Source organism: Corynebacterium sp. ED61, from assembly GCF_015233855.1.
Lineage (GTDB): Bacteria > Actinomycetota > Actinomycetes > Mycobacteriales > Mycobacteriaceae > Corynebacterium > Corynebacterium dentalis.
On sequence record NZ_JADGIT010000004.1, the window covers coordinates 168,520 to 187,947 of the forward strand.

Consider the following 19,428-nt stretch of genomic DNA (forward strand, 5'->3'; position numbering starts at 1 on the left):
ATGAACCTCATCAAATCTGAGTGGATCAAACTATCTAGCACCAAGGCCCTGTGGGCTACCAGCATCCTGGTGGTGCTGTTCAGCGTGCTGTTCGCCCTGCTGATGGGCTTGGGCACCGGCGTGAACTTGAACGACGAGGAGCTTATGAAAGATCCGGAGCTCTACGCAGCTACGGTGGCTTCGATTTCCTCGACCCAGGCATTTACCGGACTGACTGCCTTTGGCTTGATCGTGATCATCATCCAGGCCTGCATGTTGGTGACCTCTGAATACGGCAACGGCAGCGTGAAAACCACGATGCTGGGCACGCCATCGCGGTGGCCCGTCCCCGTGGCGAAGTTCTCGGTCTACGGCGTGATCGCCGCTGTGCTGGCGTTAGTCTCCCAGGTGCTGAGCCTGCTGACGATGCGCTGGATGCTGAGCATGCGCGTGGAGGATAAGCAGCTGTTGGACCCGTTGTCCTTCTCTGCCGATGGTGTGTGGCGCGAGATTGGAATGAACGTGGTCTACTGCGTGCTGGTGGTGCTGATGACCATCGGCGTGGGTTACCTGATTCGCCACACGGCGGGCGCGATTTCCCTGATGGTGATGTGGATTCTGATCGTGGAAGGAATCCTGATTGGATTCATTCCTTGGGTCAAGGACTGGCTGCCCCCATACATGCCGTTTAAGAACATGGACGCGGCTGTCTCCGGCACTGATATTGCGGACGCGCCGTGGGGCCACGCGGGATCGCTGATTTACTTCATCGCGTGGGCCGTGGTGATTTTCGTGGCTGGCGTGATCGTGCTGCGCAAGCGCGACGCCTAGCCGGAGCTAGAGGCTGTTTTGATGGCGCTGAATGTCATCAATCAGCGTCTCGGCAGCGATGGAAAGATTGCGCAGGGCAGGCACGCCGCGGCGCAGCTTCGCGATATCACGGGCATCCATGCGGCGGGTGGCGCCGGCGATGAGTAGCGCCCATTCGTCGGTGATGGAATTGAGCATTTCAATGCCATCATCGGTGAGATAAAGATCCTGTGCGCGCTTATCGTGATCATTAGCCTGGCGCATCACCAAGCCGTTGTTCATGAGGCGGCGCACGGTGGCCGAGACGTTGGAGGCCCGAAGGAAACGCAGGCGCGCGATGTCCGAGACGCCGCATCCTGGGTGCTGAGCAACGAACTGCAGCACCTCGATTTCCGACTGGGAGATTTCTAGCTTCTGATTAGGGCGTTCCATCAGGCGGCGGGTTGCGGAGAGGAAGTCGTAGACGCTGGATGCGATCTCAGCGATGTCGATGTCTGGCAAGACTTCCGGGGCGCGGTATCCGCGGATTTGTTGCGCCTGGGGGGTGCTGCTTTCAGACAAAGGTTTACCTTTCCTCGATATTTTTGTGATGCTATGCGAGATTGTTTCTGGGTAAAAACAGTGTACGGTATCGACCTTGCCTAAAATGCTATTAGGTCGCAGTGGTGGTCATCATTTTGTAACACTTCGCTTATAGGTGAGAGCGAAATCCATCAATTGGTTGAACTTAATTTCAACTGAATTTGATACTACCTGGCTGCACGCTACTGCAACGAGCTGGTCAGACGGGCCACGTTGTCCACATAGCGGCTGTACCACGGCCGCTCGCGCCACTGTTCGAGCGTGAGCTTCTTGCACTTTTCCCGGTAGCTCTCCGCTAGTTCCTTGAGCTGTTCCATCAGCTCACCTTCGCCGGTCATCAGCGAGATTTCGTAGTTCAGGCCGAAGGATCGCATGTCCATGTTCGAGCTGCCCATCACCGCGACCTCCGCGTCCGCGATCATGAATTTTGCGTGCAGCACCGCGGGGGCAGGGTAGAGGTATATTTCGACGCCAGCCTTCAGAAGCTCCCGGTAGTAGCTAGCCTGGGCCCGCCCCACCAGAAATTGATCGGCTTTTTCCGAAACGTACAATTCCACCGTCACCCCGCGATAGCAGGCCGTGGTGATTGCCTCCAGCAATGATTCATCCGGGATGAAATACGGGCTGATTAGCTGCAATTTCTGCTTGGAATGATGAGCAATCGAGGTAAACAGGCGCAGGTTTGGCTCCGTGGTGAATCCTGGTCCGGAGGGGATCACCTGCATGATTTCCCGCCCGGTGTCCTGCGCGTCATCTGAGAGTTGCTGCTTGAACTTGGTGGGTGCCAGTAGGCCGAGCTCTTCGTTGCTCTCCGTGTACCAATCCACCGCGAACACCGAGTTGATGGTGTTGACGATGGGGCCGGTGACCTCGGCCATGACATCCACCCAGTGTCGGCCGGCCTTCAGGTTGGACTTCTTTAAGTAGCTGGAATCAATCATGTTCTGCGAGCCCACGAAGGCCTTGCGTCCATCGACCACCAGCAGCTTGCGGTGGTTACGCAGATCAGGGCGGCGGAAGCGCCACCGCAGCGGCTGCAGGGGCAGCATCAAGTGCCAGCGGATGCCTAGATTGGTGAATCGCTTGCCTAGTTTCCTGTGGCCGGGGTACTTCATGCTGCCGACATGGTCGTACAAGAGGCGCACGGGTACCCCGCGATCCACAGCCCGGCCCAACGCTTCGAAAAAAGGAGCGGTGGTGGAATCCCACGCCATGATGTAAATCTCCACGTTGACGTAGATTTTCGCCTCGTCGACCGCGCGAGTCATCGCCGCGATGGACTGCTCGTAATTGGGATGCAGAGCAAGCAGTGAGCCATCTAGCGCAGGGAGGGATGTCAATTCGCGGTTCAAGTGGACCAGGCTGAGTAATTCGTCCGTCAGCTCTGTGCCGTCTGGAATGTCTGGCTCATCCTGACCCAGTTCTCGCAGTTGCTCATTCGCGCGGTTTTGAATGCGGTGCCGGCGTCGATTCACATACGGCGAGCCCATGAGGAAGAACAGGGCGATACCCACGAAGGGGACCAGGAAGATGGCCAGCAGCCACGCCATCGCGCTGGACGGGCGACGATCCGCAGGCACCCAGCCCAAGGCGGCGATCTTCAGCGAATAGTCCGCCAGCACCAGCACGACTTGCCACCACTCAAGGTTATCGGTAGCAACGAACAGGATGTCATTGACGGACTGCAGCGGAGCGTAGAGCCATTCCATGGGCCGGCCTAATTGGTCTGGTAGTCGACGATGACCGGAGCGTGATCGGACGCGCCTTTGCCTTTGCGCTCATCGCGATCCACACGCGCACCGGTGGCGGTGATGCCACGGGCATACTGCAGATCGATGCGGATTCCCTCGCCCTTCTGGAAGCGCAGTGCTTGGTAGTCCCAGTAGGTGTATTCGTCCTCGATCAGGGTGGTGGCTTGCGTCAGGCCGGCCTCCTCAAGCTTGCTCAGCGCCGCGCGCTCCTTCGGAGTGACGTGCGTTTTTCCCTCGAAGTAGCTGCGGTCCCATACGTCTTTGTCGCGCGGGGCGATGTTGAAATCCCCCACGAGGCAGAGCTTGTCCGGACCATTCGCTGCGTAATCCGCGAGCTTGTCTAGCCACGCGAGTTTGTAGGTGTAGTGCGGGTCGTGGATCTCCCGGCCGTTGGGGACGTAAAGACTCCACACTGTCACGCCGCCGCACTCCGCGCCGATGGCGCGGGCCTCGAGATCCTGGCTGGCCTCCAGATCCTTATCGAAGCCGGGCTGGCCGAAATCGTGCGAGACGTTCTCCAAACCGACGCGGGAGAGGATGGCCACGCCATTGAAGGAGTGCAGGCCGAAGTGGGCCTGTTCGTAGCCAGTGTCCGTGAAATCTGGGAACTGGGCGTCGGTGCACTTGGTTTCCTGCAAACAGAGCACATCAACATCCGAGCGCTCGAGAAAATCGCGAACGCGCTGCTCGCGGGTGCGGACGGAATTGATGTTCCAAGTGGCAATACGCATGCCCAACACTCTAGCGCGCGGGCAAGACGCGGACGGTTCGATGCCGATGATGGATGGAAAAACCTAACCGGTGGTACAAGGCTTGGCCCGCGGTATTTGAATCGATGACTTCCAAATAGGCGTGATCGGCCCCGCTGGCGACTCCCCAGCGCAGCATTTCATTGCCCAGGTAGGTGCCGAGGCCTTGGCGTCGGAAAGGCTCCGCGACCTCGACCGCGGAGTAACCCAGCCACGTCCTGCTACCGCCCTCGGTGACCGTGCCGCGCGTGATGGCGGCGAGTTGGCCCTCGACGGTGAGGCGACCGAAGCTCAGCGTGCCGTTGATGCGGGCGCTGAGCAGGTCGAGCGCGTGACGAGGAAGTGGTTCGCCGCGGAAGTGGTACATGCTCAGCCACTCGTCATCGGGCTGCTCGTCCACGTGGAACTCGAGGTTGTTCAGGGGAGCGGGCATGGAGGGGAGTTCGGCGTCGAGGTCTCCGGGATCAGGTAGCTCGCGCGTCATGATGACGATTTCCGGGCCGCGCGTGCCTGGGATGTTCTCTGCCGCGCGGCCCAGCCGATCGGGCAAGAGCAGCTGTGTGGGTAGTTCGTGCGCGCGATAGAACTCGGAGATCTTCTCCAGTGGCACGGGCTGCAGCGCTGCGTGCGAGCCGATCGGCACCGCGGAGTTGGAGCGTTCCGTGATGCCGTCTCCTGCGCGAGCCAGCCAGCCGCCAATCTCCTCGTTGGCAATGCCGGGGAAGGCCTCCGCGATGGCCTGCTCGACCGCGCGGATATCGCTATTGCGCACGGGCTTAGCGGACAGCGTCTTGAGAACCACCACGCGCGCCGGAGAGATGGTGACCGCCGGGTCGCCGGATTGCGGCTCAACCTGCAGCGGGTTGGTGGAGATCAGCTCGCCGATGACGTCCGTGACCTTCGGGCGCGCAGCGCCTTGGCTATCTACGGCGTAGCGCACAATCACCCGCGCGCCAGGAATCACGCTGACGGGATCAGTGCGCCGAGACAGCGGAAAGGCGAACTGCTCCACCGTGCGCGCGCCCGCAGCGGCGGCGGTGTAATCGGTGGGGAAGTGGTTAGTCATCGTGACCGAAGGGATCCTTATCCACCCCGGGCATCCAGGTGCGCCCGCCCGTGTTCCAGCCCTCTGCCTTGAAAGCCTTCTTAGCCTGGCGCTTGTAACGGCCGATCAGCGCGTCCGTGTAGAGGAATCCATCGAGGTGGCCTACCTCGTGCTGCAGGCACCGTGCGAAGAATCCGTAACCTTCCACGGATACGGGCTCACCGTGTTCATCCACGCCGGTCACGCGCGCCCAGTCAGCGCGGCCGGTGGGGAAATCGTAACCGGGCACGGACAGGCAGCCTTCCTCGTCCGCATCCTCGTCTGGCATGGTTTCGGGGATGTCCGAGGTCTCCAGCACCGGGTTAATCACGCAGCCGCGGCGCAATGGACCGCCGTTGGCCTCAATCTGCTCCTCGGACAGGCGCTCGCCATCCGCGCCCTCGATGTCCGGACAGGCGTACACGAACAGTCGCTTGTCCACGCCCACCTGGTTGGCGGCCAGGCCCACGCCGTGCGCCTTATCCATGGTGGCGTACATGTTTTCCACGAGCTGCTGGATCTCTGCGCTGGGCTTTCCGTCGACCAGTTCGACGTCTTCCGTGGGCTGGTGGAGCACGGGATCACCGGCGATGACGATGGGCATGATGGTGGGCTGTTCAGTCATGCTTGCAATGTTAGCCGTGGCCAAGACAATGCCCTAGCAGCGCCTACTTAGAATGAGAGCCGTGGATTCTTCGGAAAGTTTGTCTCAGCGCGAGCGCGCGATGCTGGACTTCGAGCGTCAGTGGTGGACGCAGTCCAGCAACAAGGCCGAGCGCATCCGCCAGGAGTTCGAGGTCCCTCCCGTGCGCTACTTTCAGCAGCTCAACGCCCTGATCGAGCGGCCTGACGCTTTGGCCTACGACCCGGTGACGGTGCGTCGTTTGTTGCGCCGTCGTGGCGATGAGGCGTGAGGTTTCTTTTTCTTTTCGACGCCAACTCGCGAGTGTCACGCTTGTGACCAGTGTGACAACAGTTAATATTGTGGCGTGACTGATTCGAATCGACCACGCCATGCCCTCGACGACGACAGCTTCGACGAAGCCTTCGCCTTCGATGACACCGATGACGCCCCAGAAAACTACGACGACCACGACCCCGCAGCTGCCGGTGCGCCGAGCAGCAAGGTTCCCATGCGCGGACTGGGAATGATCCTGCTGGCCGTCGGCATCGTTCTGGTGGGCTGGGGAGCCTTCAGCCTCGCCGGAGGCGATGACGAATCCACCGAGCAGAACGCCGCCTCCACCGAGTCTGTGACCGAACAGGCGCAACAGCCCAGCCAGACGCAGCAGAGCGCAGCGCCTTCGCAGTCCCCGGAGAAGAACCCGAGCGAGACTCAGGGCCAGGAGCCCGCGGCTCCGGAGGCTGGCGTCGGAAATGAAGGGGCGGACGAACGGCAGGTCAACAAGGCAGACCAACAGGTCACCGTGTTGAACAACAGCCCAATCCAAGGCCTGGCGGGCGATACCGCTAAGACGCTGCGCGACAAGCAGTGGGGCAAGACCAGCTTCGGTAACCTGCCGGACACCGAAGGTGCGTTCCCGAAGTCCGTGGTGCTGTACCCAGGCAACGATGCCAACGCCCGCGCGGCTGCCGAGCAAGTAGCCGCCGACCTGGGAATCGAGGTGCAAGCGCGCACCCCAGAGATCGACGGACGACTGGCCGCGGCGGACATGCTCGAGGGCGAAGGGCCAGCAGCGGTGGTCGTGGTGACCACCAACGACATGCCACGCTAAGGTGCGCGGACGGGCTCCCGATATACTGCACAAATAGCGCATGCCCCAGAAACGTAAGGACCCTTCCATGGATTTCCCTGGCTCACGGCCGACCGTCGGCATTGAATGGGAAGTGGCTCTGCTCGACCCAGCCACGCGCAACCTCACCCCGCAGGCGTCCGAGCTTCTGGAACTAATGGACCAGAAATTCCCCGACCACCGCGTCACCCGTGAATTCCTGGCTAACACCGTGGAAATGGTCACCGGGGTCCACGAGACGATCCCCTCCGCCGTGGACGACCTGTGCGAGCAACTGCAGCAGCTGTTCACCTGCGCGGACGAGCTAGGCGTGCAACTGTTCTCAGCGGGCACCCACCCATTCGCGGACTGGGGTGACCAGCAGCTCAGCGAAAAGTCCAGCTACCGGGAGATCATCGAGCGCACCCAATACTGGGGACGGCAGATGATCATTTGGGGCATCCACGTGCACGTGGGCGTGGGCTCCAAGGACAAGGTCTGGCCCATCATCAACGCCGTGATGACGCACTACCCGCACGTGCTGGCACTGTCCGCGAGCTCCCCAGCATGGGAGGGGCTAGATACGGGATACGCATCCAACCGCACGCTGCTCTACCAGCAGCTACCTACCGCGGGAACCCCGTATCAGTTCGCCAACTGGCAGGAGTGGGAATCCTTCAACGAGGACACGGACAGGTCCGGCGTGGTCAACCACACGGGATCCTGGCACTTCGACGTGCGCCCCTCCAAGTACGGCACGGTCGAGGTGCGCTTCGCCGATGCCACGATGGCCGTGTGGGAGCTGGCGGCGATCTCCGCATACATCCACTGCCTCGTGGTCCACTTTGAGCGCGCGTTCGACCGCGGTGAGGAACTGCCGACGCTACAGCCGTGGCACATCGCGGAGAACAAGTGGCGCGCTGCGCGCTACGGCCTGGACGCGGAGATCATCACCGACCGCGAGACCTCCGAGCGCTGGATCAAGGACGAACTGCGCGACTGGGTGGACACACTGCACCCGCTGGCCGAGGAGCTAGGTTGCGCCGCCGAGCTGGCGGACGTTCTGCGCCTCATTGAGCGCGGCGGCGATTATGAGCTGCAGCGCCAAGCCGCTCGCGATGCGGGAGCCGCGCTCGAGCCAGGCACTCGCACGCGCGGCGATGCCGGTGCGGAACAGGGCTTTACCCAGCCCGAAGCGTGGGTAGCCGCCGTGGACCTGACAGTCCGCACCCTGCGCGAGAGTCTTTAGAGGCCGTACAGACGGGAAGCCGCCGAGCACAGCGCGTTGGCGATCGAGTGATCTCGGTTCGCGCCGAAGCCCACTGCCCACATGCGCTTGGACTTGTGGGTGGTGTAGATGAAAGTCACGGTGGCTTCGAAGATGTCGTACTGGTGGAACTGCAGGATCTCCACGTTGTAGCCGTGATCAGCCAAGATCTGCGTCATCGCAGAAGAAGGGCCCATTGCGGTGATGGATGCCTGGGTGCCTTGACCTTCGGCGTTGAGGCCGGAGATGGACATCTCGAACTCGTGGCGCCCTGCGCGCAGGCGGTTGCTGCGCATGTACTCCACCCGGATCGCAGAGGGGGCGTAGGTGGAGATGAACTTCTTCCACTCCATGCCGCGGGCTTCCTGGCGCATGCCGGAAGGCAGGCGCTGTCCGAAGCGGGCGCGGAATGGATCCTCGGCGAAGTTGCGCGTGCGCATGCGACGCTTCTCGATGCGCGACGTGGAGGTGGTGGAGTAGGTCTTTGCCGTGGAACGACGCTTGGTACCCGAAGGACCAGACTTGGTCGCGGTGTAGGTGGGGTTGTTCCATTCCGATTCCGGGCGGGCGAATCGGATCAAAGTGGTGGCGTTCATAGTGCGCTCGTTTTCTTCAAACATCATTGTTAATCGGTCCTTACGTGCCAGATGTGGTTCCTGTGTTATCTGGACCGACGCTCATGCGGTTCACGCTAACCCCGGTAGTGGAGGGGTCAGTCCTCGCCTCCACCCGGGTTGGGTACTCGCATAAGAATGGTGCTCATGGGAAATAAACCTACTTCAAACCATCTAGTGGAAGCAAATCTCCCACATGTTGAGAAAATTGTTACGCACTTTCGGTGGCTGTTCGCGCCAAAAACAGCAGTTCCGCTGCGCCGATGTGGAGAATCTCCGAAGGATCAACGGACTCGTCCGCACTGTGGATGCGGCACAGCGGCTCCTCGATGCCGAACAGCGCCAGCTCCGCATCTGGGTACGCGGTGAGCAGCTCATTGGTCAGCGGAATGGAGCCGCCGCTGCCGGTCTCTACCGTGGACTTGCCGTAGACCTCGCCGATGGCCTTGCTGAAACGCTGGAGAGCGGGACCGGACGTATCGGCCCGGAACGCGGAGGCGACCGTGGAACGCTCGATCTCCATCTGCGCGTTGGGCTGGTGCCTTTCCAAGTGCGCAATCAGCGCGTCTTGGGCTGCCACTGGATCCATTCCTGGTGGCACGCGCAGGCTGACCTGAGCGGCGGCGCGTCCAGGCACCGCGTTAATCGCGTCCTCGACGCTCAGTGAATCCAGACCGGTCACGGTGATGGACGGACGCATCACGGTTAGATCATTGGCCGCGATGCCTTGCTCCGCGCCCAGAACCTCCACGCCGTCCAGCACGCCCGCGTTGCGGCGGAAAGTATCCGTGTCCGGACCCACGCCTTCCCACACAGCGTCGGAGGTCAGTCCTTCCACGGCCACCAGGCCGTTGTCATCGTGCAGGGTGCCCAAAAGCTTGATCAGTTCCAGCAGTGCATCCGGAGCCGCGCCGCCGTACTGCCCGGAGTGCATGGGCTGAGCAATAGTGCGCAGCGTGACGGTGACGGGAGCGGAACCACGCAACGCGGTGCAGACGCTGGGCAGCCCCAGCTCGTCATTGCCACTATCGGCGATGAGGAACGTGTCTGCGCGGAACAGCTCCGGCTGGGCATGCAGGAGATCCTCCAGGCCGTATCCGCCGCGCTCCTCAGAACCTTCCACCACTACGCGGATGCCAATCTTGTCTAGCTGCTCGGAGCCGGCGTCGATCAACTCACGCAGTGCCCGCAACACGGCCAGGTGCATGACCACGTGACCCTTACAATCGGCGGCGCCGCGTCCGTACCAACGGCCGTCGCGCTCAGTCAGCGTCCATGGGTCTGCGGTCCATTCTTTTTCGACGCCACTTGGCTGAACGTCAAAGTGTGAGTACAAGAGAATGGTGGGATAGCCTTCCGCGGCTTCCTTGACTCCGATGACCGAGGTGGAGCCATCCGTGGTCTTGAAGGGCTCCACGGGAATGCCAGCGGCACGGAACTGCTCCACCACCCACGCGGCAGCGCCGGCGTTATGCTCCTCCAAACCCGGCACAGAATGGACGGACTGGAACGCCACCAGTTCCTTCAAGGACTCCCACACAAACGGCATGTGGGACTCGATGAGCTCCTTGGTGAGCTCCGGGGTGATCTGGTCTGCAGAAGTTGGTAGTGCGATGCTCATGCCTCACACGGTACTCCGGCGCTGGACAGTCGACTGCGATGGCTTACACGCAAATCTTGCACTCGATATGGGGGAGTGCTAAAACGGTGGCTAGCACTTGAAGCATTTGAGTGCCAATAAATGCACCATCAGATGCAGTGAGAATGGATGTCGCGACATTCGTCCATTCGTGCCGTCGCGGGCGCTGGGTCTGAACCGCACGTGTCGCAAAACCAAACGGAGGATCACAGCCACATGGCTAAGATGATTGCATTCGACGAAGAAGCACGCCGTGGTCTGGAAAAGGGTCTGAACACCCTGGCAGACGCGGTCAAGGTAACCCTCGGCCCAAAGGGACGCAACGTCGTTCTGGAACGCAAGTGGGGCGCCCCAACCATTACTAACGATGGTGTCACCATCGCTCGTGAGATCGAGCTCGAGGATCCATACGAGAAGATCGGCGCAGAGCTGGTCAAGGAAGTTGCCAAGAAGACCGATGATGTTGCTGGCGACGGCACCACCACCGCAACCGTCTTGGCACAGGCACTGGTGCGCGAAGGTCTGCGCAACGTGGCTGCAGGCTCCAACCCGATGGGCATCAAGCGCGGTATCCAGGCTGGCGTGGAGAAGGTCACTGCAGAGCTGCTGAACTCTGCCAAGGAGATCGAGACCCAGGAGCAAATCGCTGCAACCGCCGGCATCTCCGCTGCTGATCATGAGATCGGCAAGCTGATCGCCGAGGCTATGTACAGGGTTGGCGATGGCCAGCTGAACAAGGACGGTGTAATCACCGTCGAGGAGTCTAACGCTTTCGGTGTGACCTTGGACGTCACCGAGGGTATGCGCTTCGACAAGGGCTACATCTCCGGTTACTTCGCCACGGACGTTGAGCGCGGCGAAGCTGTGCTGGAGGATCCATACATCCTGCTGGTGTCCTCCAAGATCTCCAACGTTAAGGACCTGTTGCCACTGCTGGAGAAGGTCATGCAGTCCGGCAAGCCATTGCTGATCGTGGCTGAGGACATCGAGGGTGAGGCTCTGTCCACCCTCGTGGTGAACAAGATCCGCGGCACGTTCAAGTCCGTGGCTGTGAAGGCTCCTGGCTTCGGCGATCGCCGTAAGGCGCAGCTGCAGGACATCGCCATCCTCACCGGCGGTCAGGTTATCGCGGAGGAGGTTGGCCTATCTCTGGAGACTGCTGACCTGCCACTGCTGGGTACCGCCCGCAAGGTTGTGGTGACCAAGGACGATACGACCATCGTCGATGGTGCCGGTTCTTCCGAGCAGCTGGCTGGCCGCATCAAGCAGATCCGCCAGGAGATGGACAACGCTGACTCTGATTACGACCGCGAGAAGCTGCAGGAGCGCTTGGCTAAGCTCTCCGGCGGTGTGGCCGTGCTGCAGGTTGGCGCTGCGACCGAGGTGGAGCTGAAGGAGCGCAAGCACCGCATCGAGGATGCTGTGCGTAACGCCAAGGCTGCTGCCGAAGAGGGCATCGTTGCCGGCGGTGGCGCTGCGCTGCTGCAGGCCGCTCATGTGCTGGAAGACGGCCTGGGTCTGGAAGGCGACGAGGCTACCGGCGTGCAGATCGTGCGCGCTGCTCTGTCCTCCCCTCTCAAGCAGATCGCCCACAACGCTGGCCTGGAGCCAGGCGTGGTGGAGGACAAGGTCTCCAACCTGCCTGTCGGCGAGGGCCTGAACGCTGCATCCGGCGAGTACGTGAACCTGCTGGAGGCCGGAATTTCCGACCCAGTGAAGGTCACCCGCTCTGCTCTGCAGAACGCTGCGTCCATCGCGGCTCTGTTCCTGACCACCGAGGCTGTGGTTGCGGATAAGCCAGAGCCTGAGGCTCCTGCAATGCCAGGCGCTGATGAGATGGGTGGAATGGGCGGTTTCTAAACCTTCTGTTTCCTTGACGGCACCGTTTTCGCGCGTTCGGTTTTCTTCATCCGACGCCACGGCGGTGCCGTTTTTTGCGTTTGAATCGGCGTCTGTTTTGCGGTGGCTGCGCATGTGACGAACGGGCTGCAAACATAAAGTAAACTAAAGGTAAACAGCAGGTCAGAGACTGTCATGGGGGTGCTTGGTGGGGGTATTTCAATCCGCTGTGTAACGCTGATGGACCAGCCAAGCTAAATCGCGATTCACCTGCAGATATATCGATTGGGTCACGGATTCATTGGTGGAACCTGAGAGCGACAATGGGGGAATCTGAAAATAATGCTTCTCTAGGGGTTGAACATGCTGCAGATCCGATTAAAGTAACCCTCGACAGCCTCACCAGGGGCGTCAAGGAAAAGAAACTAAAGTCCACTCGAAACCCGAGTGTGACGCCTCTGATTAGGGAGAAATATCATGGAAGCACCAGTAATTCTTGAGCAGCTCAGCGCCTTCTTCGGTGGATTCGGCGACATCTTCGGCGGACTGGGCGACCTGTTCTCCGGCATTTTCGCAGTCCTCGAGGTCATCGCTGGCTGGAACGCTGCAGAGTAATTCTGCCTTCGGTTGAACCGAGAATCCCCGGCACTTTCGTGCCGGGGATTTTTCTCTGCCCGAACGCCTGTGCGCGGGCAAACGGGGGAGCGTATGCTCTTCACCCCGCGAAGTAGACCACCCTCGGGATAGACTGAGAATTAGATATTGCGCTTCTCATCAAGCAATTTGTGCGCTGGGGAGCGGGTAGCGAATGAGTGCGTCGTCAACACGGCGAATGCGCGGAGCACACACAGTTTAAGGAGCGCTTAAGCATGGCCGATGACAATCAGGACGATTTCCACCTTGTAGACCTCGCAGCCACCGAGGGCTACCTCGTGGATGATTCCGATGAGGATGATCCCACGCTGATCACCCCGGACGGCCACCGCGTAGATACTTGGCGCGATCAGTACCCTTATGACAATCGCATGAGCCGCGAGGAGTACGAGACCACCAAGCGCTCCCTGCAGATCGAGCTGCTGAAGTGGCAGAACTGGACCAAGGAAACGGGCCAGAAGCACATCATCATCTTCGAGGGTCGCGATGCCGCCGGTAAGGGTGGCACCATCAAGCGCTTCAATGAGCACCTCAACCCTCGTGGCGCGCGCACCGTCGCCCTAGAAAAGCCGTCGCCACGCGAGTCCACCTCGTGGTACTTCCAGCGCTACATTCAGCATTTCCCTGCTGGGGGAGAGATCGTCTTCTTCGATCGCTCCTGGTACAACCGCTCCGGCGTGGAGCGCGTGATGGGATTCTGCACCGAGTCCCAGCACGCAGAGTTCCTGCGTGAGGTTCCGATGCTAGAGAACATGATCCTCGGTTCGGGTATTTCCCTGACCAAGTTCTGGTTCTCTGTGACCCGTAAGGAGCAGCGGACCCGCTTCGCCATCCGTCAGGTGGATCCTGTGCGTCAGTGGAAGCTGTCTCCTATGGACCTGGCGTCCCTGGATCGCTGGGATGATTACACCCGCGCCAAGGAAGAGCAGTTCCGCTATACGGACACCAATGAGTCCCCGTGGATCACCATCAAGTCCAATGACAAGAAGCGCGCCCGCATTAACGCCATGCGTTACGTGCTGAGCAAGTTTGAGTACACCGGCAAGGATCACGAGCTGGTGGGCGAGCCCGATCCGAAGCTGGTTAAGCGCGGACGGGACGCCATCGGCGACTAATCGCGCCAGATCTCAATCGGATTGCCCTGCCACCTGGTATTTGGCGGAACGTGGTCGCCACGCATCACCAGGGAGGCAGGGCCTACTGCTGCGTTCTTCGCCAGTGCGGCAGCCGGAAGCGCCACTGAGTGTGGGCCCATCGTGGCGCCTTCGGCCACCGTGACCTCGTCCAAGCTCATCACGCGGTCCTGGAACAGGTGGGTCTGCACCACGCAGCCCGGCCCCACGGTCGCACCGCGGCCGATGCGCACCAAGTCCGCCTCCGGCAGCCAGTAAGAATCCATCCACGCGCCGCGGCCAATCTTGGCGCCCAGTGCGCGCAGGAAAATGTTCAAGCTGCCCGTGCCCAAGGTATGAGCCAGGAACCACGGGCCGGCCACGGTTTCCACAAACTGATCCTGCAGCTCGTTAAACCACACGAAGCCGCTGAACAGCGCGTGGTCGCCCGCCTTGATCTGCTGCACGCACAGCCACTTCATCAAGACAGTCACCAGTGCGGCAAAGAAGCCGGCACCGATGAGAATCAACCCTGACGTCGCAAAGAGAACCCACACACCACCGTGGACCAGCACCCATTGCATGACGGCCAGTACCGCCACGAACAGCATCGTGGACACCATGGGGGCCAACAGGCGCAAGGTTTCCACCACGCCGCGCGCGAATTTCAGCGTGAAGGTGGGGTTGTAGGTGCGGTTGTCGCCTTCCGAATCGACTTCTACTCGACGCAAACGCTCCGGCGGCGAACCCATCCAATTGGAACCAGCTTTGGTCTTTTTCGGGGTGGAAGAAAGCACCGCGACCAGCGAATTCTTCTTCAAATTGCGCTGCGGACCAGCGATGCCTGAGTTGCCCAAGAAGCTGCGCTTGCCCACGCGGGTGTGACCGGAGAGCATCCAGCCGCCACCGCCGAGCTCGTAACCGCCGACCATCGTGTCATCGGCGAGGAACGCGCCTTCCTTGACCTCGGCGAAACGCGGCACCATGACCGCGGTGGAGATCTCCGCATCCTTACCAATCTGCGCGCCCAAGCTGCGGAACCACAGCGGGGTGAGCTGAGCTGCGTACAGCGGGAACAGGTGCGTGCGGGCGGCGTCCATGAGCCGTTCGATGGACCAGATGCGCCAGCCACGGGCAGAACGCACGGGCACCACGCCCGGCTGCAGGCCCAGGGAGAGCGCGCGCACCAAAATCCAGGTCAAGCCCATGTACACCGCGAAGGCCAGGAGACCAGCCGGGGCGGCCCACAGGGCGGAGTACGCCAAGAAGCTGCCCAGGGAGACGCTGCCGGTGGCGCCCAGGTTGCTCAGGGAGAGTCCGAAGAAGACGAAGGCGGCAGCTGAGGCCAGCGCCAGCAGCGGAAGCAGGGACAGCACGATCGAGGTCACGCCGTAAATAGTGACCCATGCGGGGCGGCGCGGAGGGGCTTCCTGCGGCCAGTTGTTGCGGACCTTGCCCACCTTGCGGGCAGGCGAACCTGCCCACCTCGCGTTCGCCTTGACCTTCTTGCGCGCGGTGACGGCGCTGCCCGCCTCGATAGAGGCGCTGGCACCGATGCGGGCGCCGGGAAGAATCGTGCTGCGTGCACCAATGGAAGCGGCCTTGCCGATTTCGATCCGGCCCACGTGCACCTGGTCGCGTTCCACCCAATAGGTGGAAATGTCCACTTCCTGCTCCACGGAGCAGTAGTCGCCCAACGTCAGCAGTCCCGTGACAGGTGGCAAGGTGTGCAGCTGCACGCCCTTGCCCACGTTGGCACCTAGCCAGCGGGCATACGTGGTGATCCAGGTAGCGCCGGAAACATCGCGGGCGCCGGAGGTATCGGCGATGCGCTCGGCGGCCCAGATGCGCAGGTGCGTGGAGCCGCCGCGACGGTACGTGCCGGGCTCGATGCCTGCGGTGACAGCGCGGATGAGCAGAGCGGACAGCGGCAGGCGGCCCAGCGGGGTCGCGAAAATCAGCACTGCGACGAGCACCAGCCACCACGGAAGGTTGCCCGGGCCCAGGGCTTCCACCGGCAGGGTGCCGGGCAGAACGTTGAGACCCAAGATTTGCATGAGCCAGTTGCCCGCCAACAGCCAGGTCACCCACTGCGCGCCGGCCAAAGTCATGGCCGGCAGCTGAATGAATGCCTGCGCCACGCGGGTGCCAGCGCCCACGGGGATTACGGGTGGCAGTTCTGGAGTGTTCGGGGTGCCGTCCTCACTGGAGGCACCGAGGAGTCCTGCCGAGCCCGGGGAGCCATCGCCCACGAAGCTATCCACGTGCTCAGCGAAGGAGCCCAAGCGTGCGTGATCGTAGAGGTCGCGCACGGACACCTCGGGTACCCGCTCGCGAACCTGCGCGATGAGGGTCGCAGCAGCCAGCGAGGTGCCGCCGAGAGTGAAGAAGTCCACGTCAGCGCTGAGAACCGTGGTGCCCAAGGCATCGGAGAATAGCCCGGCGAGCCATTCTTGCGTCGGGTTATCAAAGGACGCTTCGCCCTGCGACGGCAACGGCCACGGCAAGGCCTTCTTATCGACCTTGCCGGAGGTGGTTACGGGGAGGGAATCCAGCGCGCACAGGCGCGGGATCATCGCGGCAGGCAAGCGGTCGCGCAGCTGAGTCATGGCTGCTGCGGTATCGAATCCCTCCGCGGAGCCTTCCTCTGGCGAGACGTATCCCACCAGCACTTTGTCCCCGCCGCCGGTGGTTTGTACCACCACGGCCGCGCTGCGGACGTTGTCCAGGGAGCTGAGTGCGGAATCTACCTCGCCCAGCTCGATGCGACGTCCGCCGATCTTGACCTGGTCATCCATACGGCCCACGAAGTACAGGCCGTCTTCTTCCAAGCGAACGTGATCGCCCGAGCGATACGCGCGATCCCATCCCAGCTCCGGCATGGGGGCGAACTTCTCCGCGTCCTTGGCTGGGTCCAGGTAGCGGGCAAGGCCTACGCCACCAATGATGAGCTCGCCGACCTCACCCATCGCCACGGGTTGGTTGTTCGCATCCACCACGGCCAGGTCCCATCCGCGTAGAGGCAGGCCGATGGACACGGGCTTGATGCCGTCCATCGTGGTGCCGCATGCCACCACTGTGGCTTCGGTGGGGCCGTAGGTATTCCACAGCTCGCGGGAGTCCGTGGCGAGGCGCCCCGCTAGTTCCGGAGGGCAGGCTTCACCGCCGAAGATCAGCAGGCGGACGGCGTCCAAAGCTTCATCTGGCCATAGTCCGGCAAGGGTAGGCACGGTGGACACGGCGGTGACGTCCTTGGAGATCAGCCACGGTCCCAGGTCCACACCGGAGCGCACGAGGGAGCGCGGGGCGGGCACCAAGCAGGCACCATTGCGCCAGGCCAGCCACATTTCCTCGCAGGAGGCGTCGAACGCAACGGACAGACCTGCCAGCACGCGATCCTCGGGGCCCAGCGGCTCGCCCTGCAGGAACATCTCCGCTTCCGCGTCCACGAAGGCCGCCGCGCTGCGGTTGCTCACGGCCACGCCCTTGGGCTTGCCGGTAGAGCCGGAGGTGAAGATGATCCATGCGTCCGTGTCCAGGTCCGGGCCGGTTTCGGTGACCTTTTTTCTCGATGCCAACTCGGCGCTGTCCGCGCTCATCTTCAAGCCGTCTGCGGTGTAGATGGCCTGCACATGTGCTTCGCCGAAGACGAGTTCGGCGCGTTCCTCGGGGTCGTCCGCATCGACCGGCACGTAGGCGGCGCCAGCGGCGATGGTGGAGAGGATGGCGATGTATAGGCTGCGCTGTCCGCTGGGCATGCGGATGCCGATGCGATCGCCGCGGCGGATGCCCTTGGAGGCGAGCCAGTCTGCGGTGTCTAGGACTTCGGTGAGTAGTTCGGAGTAAGTGATGACACCGTGGCCATCATCGATGGCTGGCGCGTCCGGGTAGCGCTGCGTGGTGTCACGGAGGACATCCAGCAGCGTGCGTGCGGTAGGAGCTTCGGGGGAGCGGAGGTATTGGCTAGGGATCTGTGCTGCCACTTATTCCTTCCCCTTCTGTCCGTCGGGGAGGGTCTCTGGGTTATCGGCCGCGATGATCTGCTTGGCCAGCTTGCGCAGGTGCTTGAGCTGCTTGGAGGTGGATTCATCCAGCGCTTTGTCCTCGGCGACCGTCACTAGGGGACGAAGGTTGGTGTACGCCTTGGTGCCCTTTTTGGTGATGGAGATGATCTGGCGACGACGATCATTGGGATCCTTGACGCGCTTGGCCAGCTGGCGATCCTCGAGGGAATCGACAAGGCGCACCATATCGGAGCGGTCCACGCCCAGGATTTCACCGAGGGTGGCCTGGGAGGCGGCATCGCCATCAGCGAGGCAGGTGAGAACCCAGTACTCCCGCAGGTTGAATCCTTGCTCCACAAGGGCGGTCTCGACGAACTCGCGAGTGCGCCTGCGGAGTCTTTCCAGTTGGAAAGATGGGGAGCTGAGGAGGTCTGCGGGGAGCGGTAGGGATTCTTGCATGTTTACAAGAGTAATCCCCAATATGGGACTTGTCTAACTGTGGGTGCTTCCAACTATTCGTGTATGCACCGGAAGAAACGCGCGAACCGAGAGGCTCGCGCGACGTGGGGTTGAGGAGTTCTAGGCGTTATCGTCGGCGCGCACGATAGGCAGGCCGGAATCGCGCCAACCGGAGGTGCCGTTGGCCACGTTGATGGAATCGATGCCGTTGGTCTCCAGCCACTGCGCGGCACGAGCCGATCGACCACCGGACAGGCAGATGACGTAGATATCCTCATTCAGATCCAGCTCGCCGTAGCGGGCCTGGAGCTCGGAGAGGGGAAGGTTGGTCGCGCCCTTGGCGTGCCATTCCTCAAACTCATCGGCTTCACGCACGTCGACAAGCTGTGCGCCTTCGGGGACTTCGTTGGGCTGTACTGTTTCAAAATCGCTCATGCCTACCCACCATAGGCAAATGAGGTGCGTTGGTCACCCGCCTTACTCGCACCTGCTGCCGCTGTCTCGACCATCAACTAGGGTCGGAGGCATGAATTGGCTGTGGGTAATCGTCGGCATCCTGGTGGTACTGGGTGGAATTCTCCTCATCATGCAGGGGCTGAACAAGCGCAATGAAGAGCGTGGCAGGAACGCTCAGGCTCGCACGCCCAAAGACCCCTTCGCAGAGGTGGATGGGGCAAGTAGGTTCAGCCCGAAGAACATCGCCCCCGGCGCGATCATCAGGCATGGGCAAACGGACTACGTGGTTCGCGGTTCCCTCGAGATAAACCAAGGCCCCTACGTCTGGCACGAACACATGGTCGACGGCGGCAACGGCTCCCGCTACTTCTCCGTAGAAGTAGACGAAGGGACCCTAGAGCTAATCCTCTGGGAAAAGGGACCATCCTCCACAGAGCAAGAACCACCGTCGGAAACCGAGGTCAACGGCGTGCGCTTCAGGGAATCCGAACGCGGCCCTGCTCACTACCGCTCCACGGGAACCACCGGCCTAGATGCCTCCGGCGACATGCGCTATGTCGACTACGAAGTCGCCGGCGCAGATGATCCTCGCCGCCTCAGTTACGAAAAGTTTGGCGATGCTCCCTGGGAAATCTCCCTCGGCCACGTCATCTACCCAGGCGAGCTGACTGTCTATCCCGCGCCAGAACAGTAAGC

Annotated in this window: 18 protein-coding genes; 8 read left to right on the forward strand and 10 right to left on the reverse strand. The window is 61.7% G+C overall.

The window, feature by feature from the left end:
* A complete protein-coding gene (locus IM764_RS06190; RefSeq protein ID WP_194187299.1) occupies nt 1-810 on the forward strand; it encodes an ABC transporter permease subunit in 810 nt (269 codons plus the stop codon).
* 6 nt (nt 811-816) lie between these two features.
* Here the strand turns inward: IM764_RS06190 and IM764_RS06195 are convergent, their stop codons facing one another.
* From IM764_RS06195 to IM764_RS06215, 5 genes are all read right to left on the reverse strand, one after another.
* Nucleotides 817-1,350: a MarR family winged helix-turn-helix transcriptional regulator gene (locus IM764_RS06195; RefSeq protein ID WP_194187300.1), complete on the reverse strand. Its 534-nt coding sequence runs from the start codon at nt 1,348-1,350 to the stop codon at nt 817-819.
* Between the two features lie 203 nt (nt 1,351-1,553).
* Nucleotides 1,554-3,080, reverse strand: a complete 1,527-nt coding sequence (gene cls, locus IM764_RS06200) for a cardiolipin synthase (protein ID WP_194187301.1) — start codon at nt 3,078-3,080, stop codon at nt 1,554-1,556.
* 8 nt (nt 3,081-3,088) lie between these two features.
* Complete coding sequence (locus IM764_RS06205; RefSeq protein WP_194187302.1) at nt 3,089-3,853, reverse strand: exodeoxyribonuclease III; 765 nt, start codon at nt 3,851-3,853, stop codon at nt 3,089-3,091.
* Nucleotides 3,854-3,863: 10 nt separating this feature from the next.
* Nucleotides 3,864-4,937 (reverse strand): GNAT family N-acetyltransferase, encoded by a 1,074-nt coding sequence (locus IM764_RS06210; protein WP_194187303.1) that lies wholly within the window; start codon nt 4,935-4,937, stop codon nt 3,864-3,866.
* The gene (locus IM764_RS06215; RefSeq protein ID WP_228073448.1) at nt 4,930-5,580 is read right to left on the reverse strand and encodes a peptide deformylase; all 651 of its coding nucleotides are present in this window, start codon (nt 5,578-5,580) and stop codon (nt 4,930-4,932) included. Before IM764_RS06215 ends, IM764_RS06210 begins: the two co-directional genes overlap by 8 nt.
* Nucleotides 5,581-5,641: 61 nt before the next feature.
* On the opposite strand from IM764_RS06215, the gene IM764_RS06220 reads away from it, so the two are divergent.
* The 3 genes from IM764_RS06220 (at nt 5,642) to IM764_RS06230 (ending at nt 7,937) form a co-directional block, all read left to right on the forward strand.
* Nucleotides 5,642-5,869 carry a DUF3263 domain-containing protein gene (locus IM764_RS06220; protein ID WP_312098082.1) on the forward strand — a complete coding sequence of 76 codons (228 nt, stop codon included), beginning with the start codon at nt 5,642-5,644 and terminating at the stop codon, nt 5,867-5,869.
* A gap of 75 nt (nt 5,870-5,944) precedes the next feature.
* Nucleotides 5,945-6,691 carry a LytR C-terminal domain-containing protein gene (locus IM764_RS06225; RefSeq protein WP_194187305.1) on the forward strand — a complete coding sequence of 249 codons (747 nt, stop codon included), beginning with the start codon at nt 5,945-5,947 and terminating at the stop codon, nt 6,689-6,691.
* A 67-nt stretch (nt 6,692-6,758) separates the two neighbouring features.
* Nucleotides 6,759-7,937, forward strand: coding sequence for a glutamate--cysteine ligase (locus IM764_RS06230; RefSeq protein WP_099298131.1), 1,179 nt, complete (start codon nt 6,759-6,761; stop codon nt 7,935-7,937).
* Here IM764_RS06230 and IM764_RS06235 read toward each other — a convergent pair.
* Nucleotides 7,934-8,575 carry a hypothetical protein gene (locus IM764_RS06235; RefSeq protein ID WP_099298287.1) on the reverse strand — a complete coding sequence of 214 codons (642 nt, stop codon included), beginning with the start codon at nt 8,573-8,575 and terminating at the stop codon, nt 7,934-7,936. The genes IM764_RS06230 and IM764_RS06235 overlap by 4 nt on opposite strands.
* A gap of 205 nt (nt 8,576-8,780) precedes the next feature.
* On the reverse strand, nt 8,781-10,190 hold the full coding sequence (locus IM764_RS06240) for a dipeptidase (RefSeq protein ID WP_194187306.1): 1,410 nt from the start codon (nt 10,188-10,190) through the stop codon (nt 8,781-8,783).
* A gap of 234 nt (nt 10,191-10,424) precedes the next feature.
* On the opposite strand from IM764_RS06240, the gene groL reads away from it, so the two are divergent.
* From groL to ppk2, 3 genes are all read left to right on the forward strand, one after another.
* Nucleotides 10,425-12,068: a chaperonin GroEL gene (groL, locus tag IM764_RS06245; protein ID WP_194187307.1), complete on the forward strand. Its 1,644-nt coding sequence runs from the start codon at nt 10,425-10,427 to the stop codon at nt 12,066-12,068.
* A gap of 456 nt (nt 12,069-12,524) precedes the next feature.
* Entirely contained in the window at nt 12,525-12,662 is a 138-nt protein-coding gene (locus IM764_RS06250; protein ID WP_159460950.1) for a PorACj family cell wall channel-forming small protein, read from the forward strand.
* Nucleotides 12,663-12,916: 254 nt separating this feature from the next.
* Nucleotides 12,917-13,816 (forward strand): polyphosphate kinase 2, encoded by a 900-nt coding sequence (gene ppk2, locus IM764_RS06255; RefSeq protein ID WP_194187308.1) that lies wholly within the window; start codon nt 12,917-12,919, stop codon nt 13,814-13,816.
* Here ppk2 and IM764_RS06260 read toward each other — a convergent pair.
* The 3 genes from IM764_RS06260 to IM764_RS06270 form a co-directional block, all read right to left on the reverse strand.
* Nucleotides 13,813-17,796, reverse strand: a complete 3,984-nt coding sequence (locus IM764_RS06260; protein ID WP_194187309.1) for a Pls/PosA family non-ribosomal peptide synthetase — start codon at nt 17,794-17,796, stop codon at nt 13,813-13,815. The two genes, ppk2 and IM764_RS06260, sit on opposite strands and share 4 nt — an antisense overlap.
* Nucleotides 17,797-18,276, reverse strand: a complete 480-nt coding sequence (locus tag IM764_RS06265) for a MarR family winged helix-turn-helix transcriptional regulator (RefSeq protein ID WP_099298127.1) — start codon at nt 18,274-18,276, stop codon at nt 17,797-17,799.
* A gap of 120 nt (nt 18,277-18,396) precedes the next feature.
* Nucleotides 18,397-18,711: a rhodanese-like domain-containing protein gene (locus IM764_RS06270; protein WP_099298126.1), complete on the reverse strand. Its 315-nt coding sequence runs from the start codon at nt 18,709-18,711 to the stop codon at nt 18,397-18,399.
* Nucleotides 18,712-18,802: 91 nt separating this feature from the next.
* Between IM764_RS06270 and IM764_RS06275 the strand changes: the two genes are divergently transcribed.
* On the forward strand, nt 18,803-19,426 hold the full coding sequence (locus IM764_RS06275; protein WP_194187310.1) for a DUF4178 domain-containing protein: 624 nt from the start codon (nt 18,803-18,805) through the stop codon (nt 19,424-19,426).
* The last annotated feature ends 2 nt before the right edge of the window (nt 19,427-19,428 follow it).

Excerpts from the sequence above, each read along its gene's own strand:
- IM764_RS06190 (WP_194187299.1), top strand. The coding sequence starts at position 1 with ATGAACCTCATCAAATCTGAGTGGATCAAACTATCTAGCACCAAGGCC.
- cls (WP_194187301.1), bottom strand. The coding sequence starts at position 3,080 with ATGGAATGGCTCTACGCTCCGCTGCAGTCCGTCAATGACATCCTGTTC.
- IM764_RS06205 (WP_194187302.1), bottom strand. The coding sequence starts at position 3,853 with ATGCGTATTGCCACTTGGAACATCAATTCCGTCCGCACCCGCGAGCAG.
- IM764_RS06210 (WP_194187303.1), bottom strand. The coding sequence starts at position 4,937 with ATGACTAACCACTTCCCCACCGATTACACCGCCGCCGCTGCGGGCGCG.
- IM764_RS06215 (WP_228073448.1), bottom strand. The coding sequence starts at position 5,580 with ATGACTGAACAGCCCACCATCATGCCCATCGTCATCGCCGGTGATCCC.
- IM764_RS06230 (WP_099298131.1), top strand. The coding sequence starts at position 6,759 with ATGGATTTCCCTGGCTCACGGCCGACCGTCGGCATTGAATGGGAAGTG.
- IM764_RS06235 (WP_099298287.1), bottom strand. The coding sequence starts at position 8,575 with ATGTTTGAAGAAAACGAGCGCACTATGAACGCCACCACTTTGATCCGA.
- IM764_RS06240 (WP_194187306.1), bottom strand. The coding sequence starts at position 10,190 with ATGAGCATCGCACTACCAACTTCTGCAGACCAGATCACCCCGGAGCTC.
- groL (WP_194187307.1), top strand. The coding sequence starts at position 10,425 with ATGGCTAAGATGATTGCATTCGACGAAGAAGCACGCCGTGGTCTGGAA.
- IM764_RS06250 (WP_159460950.1), top strand. The coding sequence starts at position 12,525 with ATGGAAGCACCAGTAATTCTTGAGCAGCTCAGCGCCTTCTTCGGTGGA.
- ppk2 (WP_194187308.1), top strand. The coding sequence starts at position 12,917 with ATGGCCGATGACAATCAGGACGATTTCCACCTTGTAGACCTCGCAGCC.
- IM764_RS06265 (WP_099298127.1), bottom strand. The coding sequence starts at position 18,276 with ATGCAAGAATCCCTACCGCTCCCCGCAGACCTCCTCAGCTCCCCATCT.
- IM764_RS06270 (WP_099298126.1), bottom strand. The coding sequence starts at position 18,711 with ATGAGCGATTTTGAAACAGTACAGCCCAACGAAGTCCCCGAAGGCGCA.
- IM764_RS06275 (WP_194187310.1), top strand. The coding sequence starts at position 18,803 with ATGAATTGGCTGTGGGTAATCGTCGGCATCCTGGTGGTACTGGGTGGA.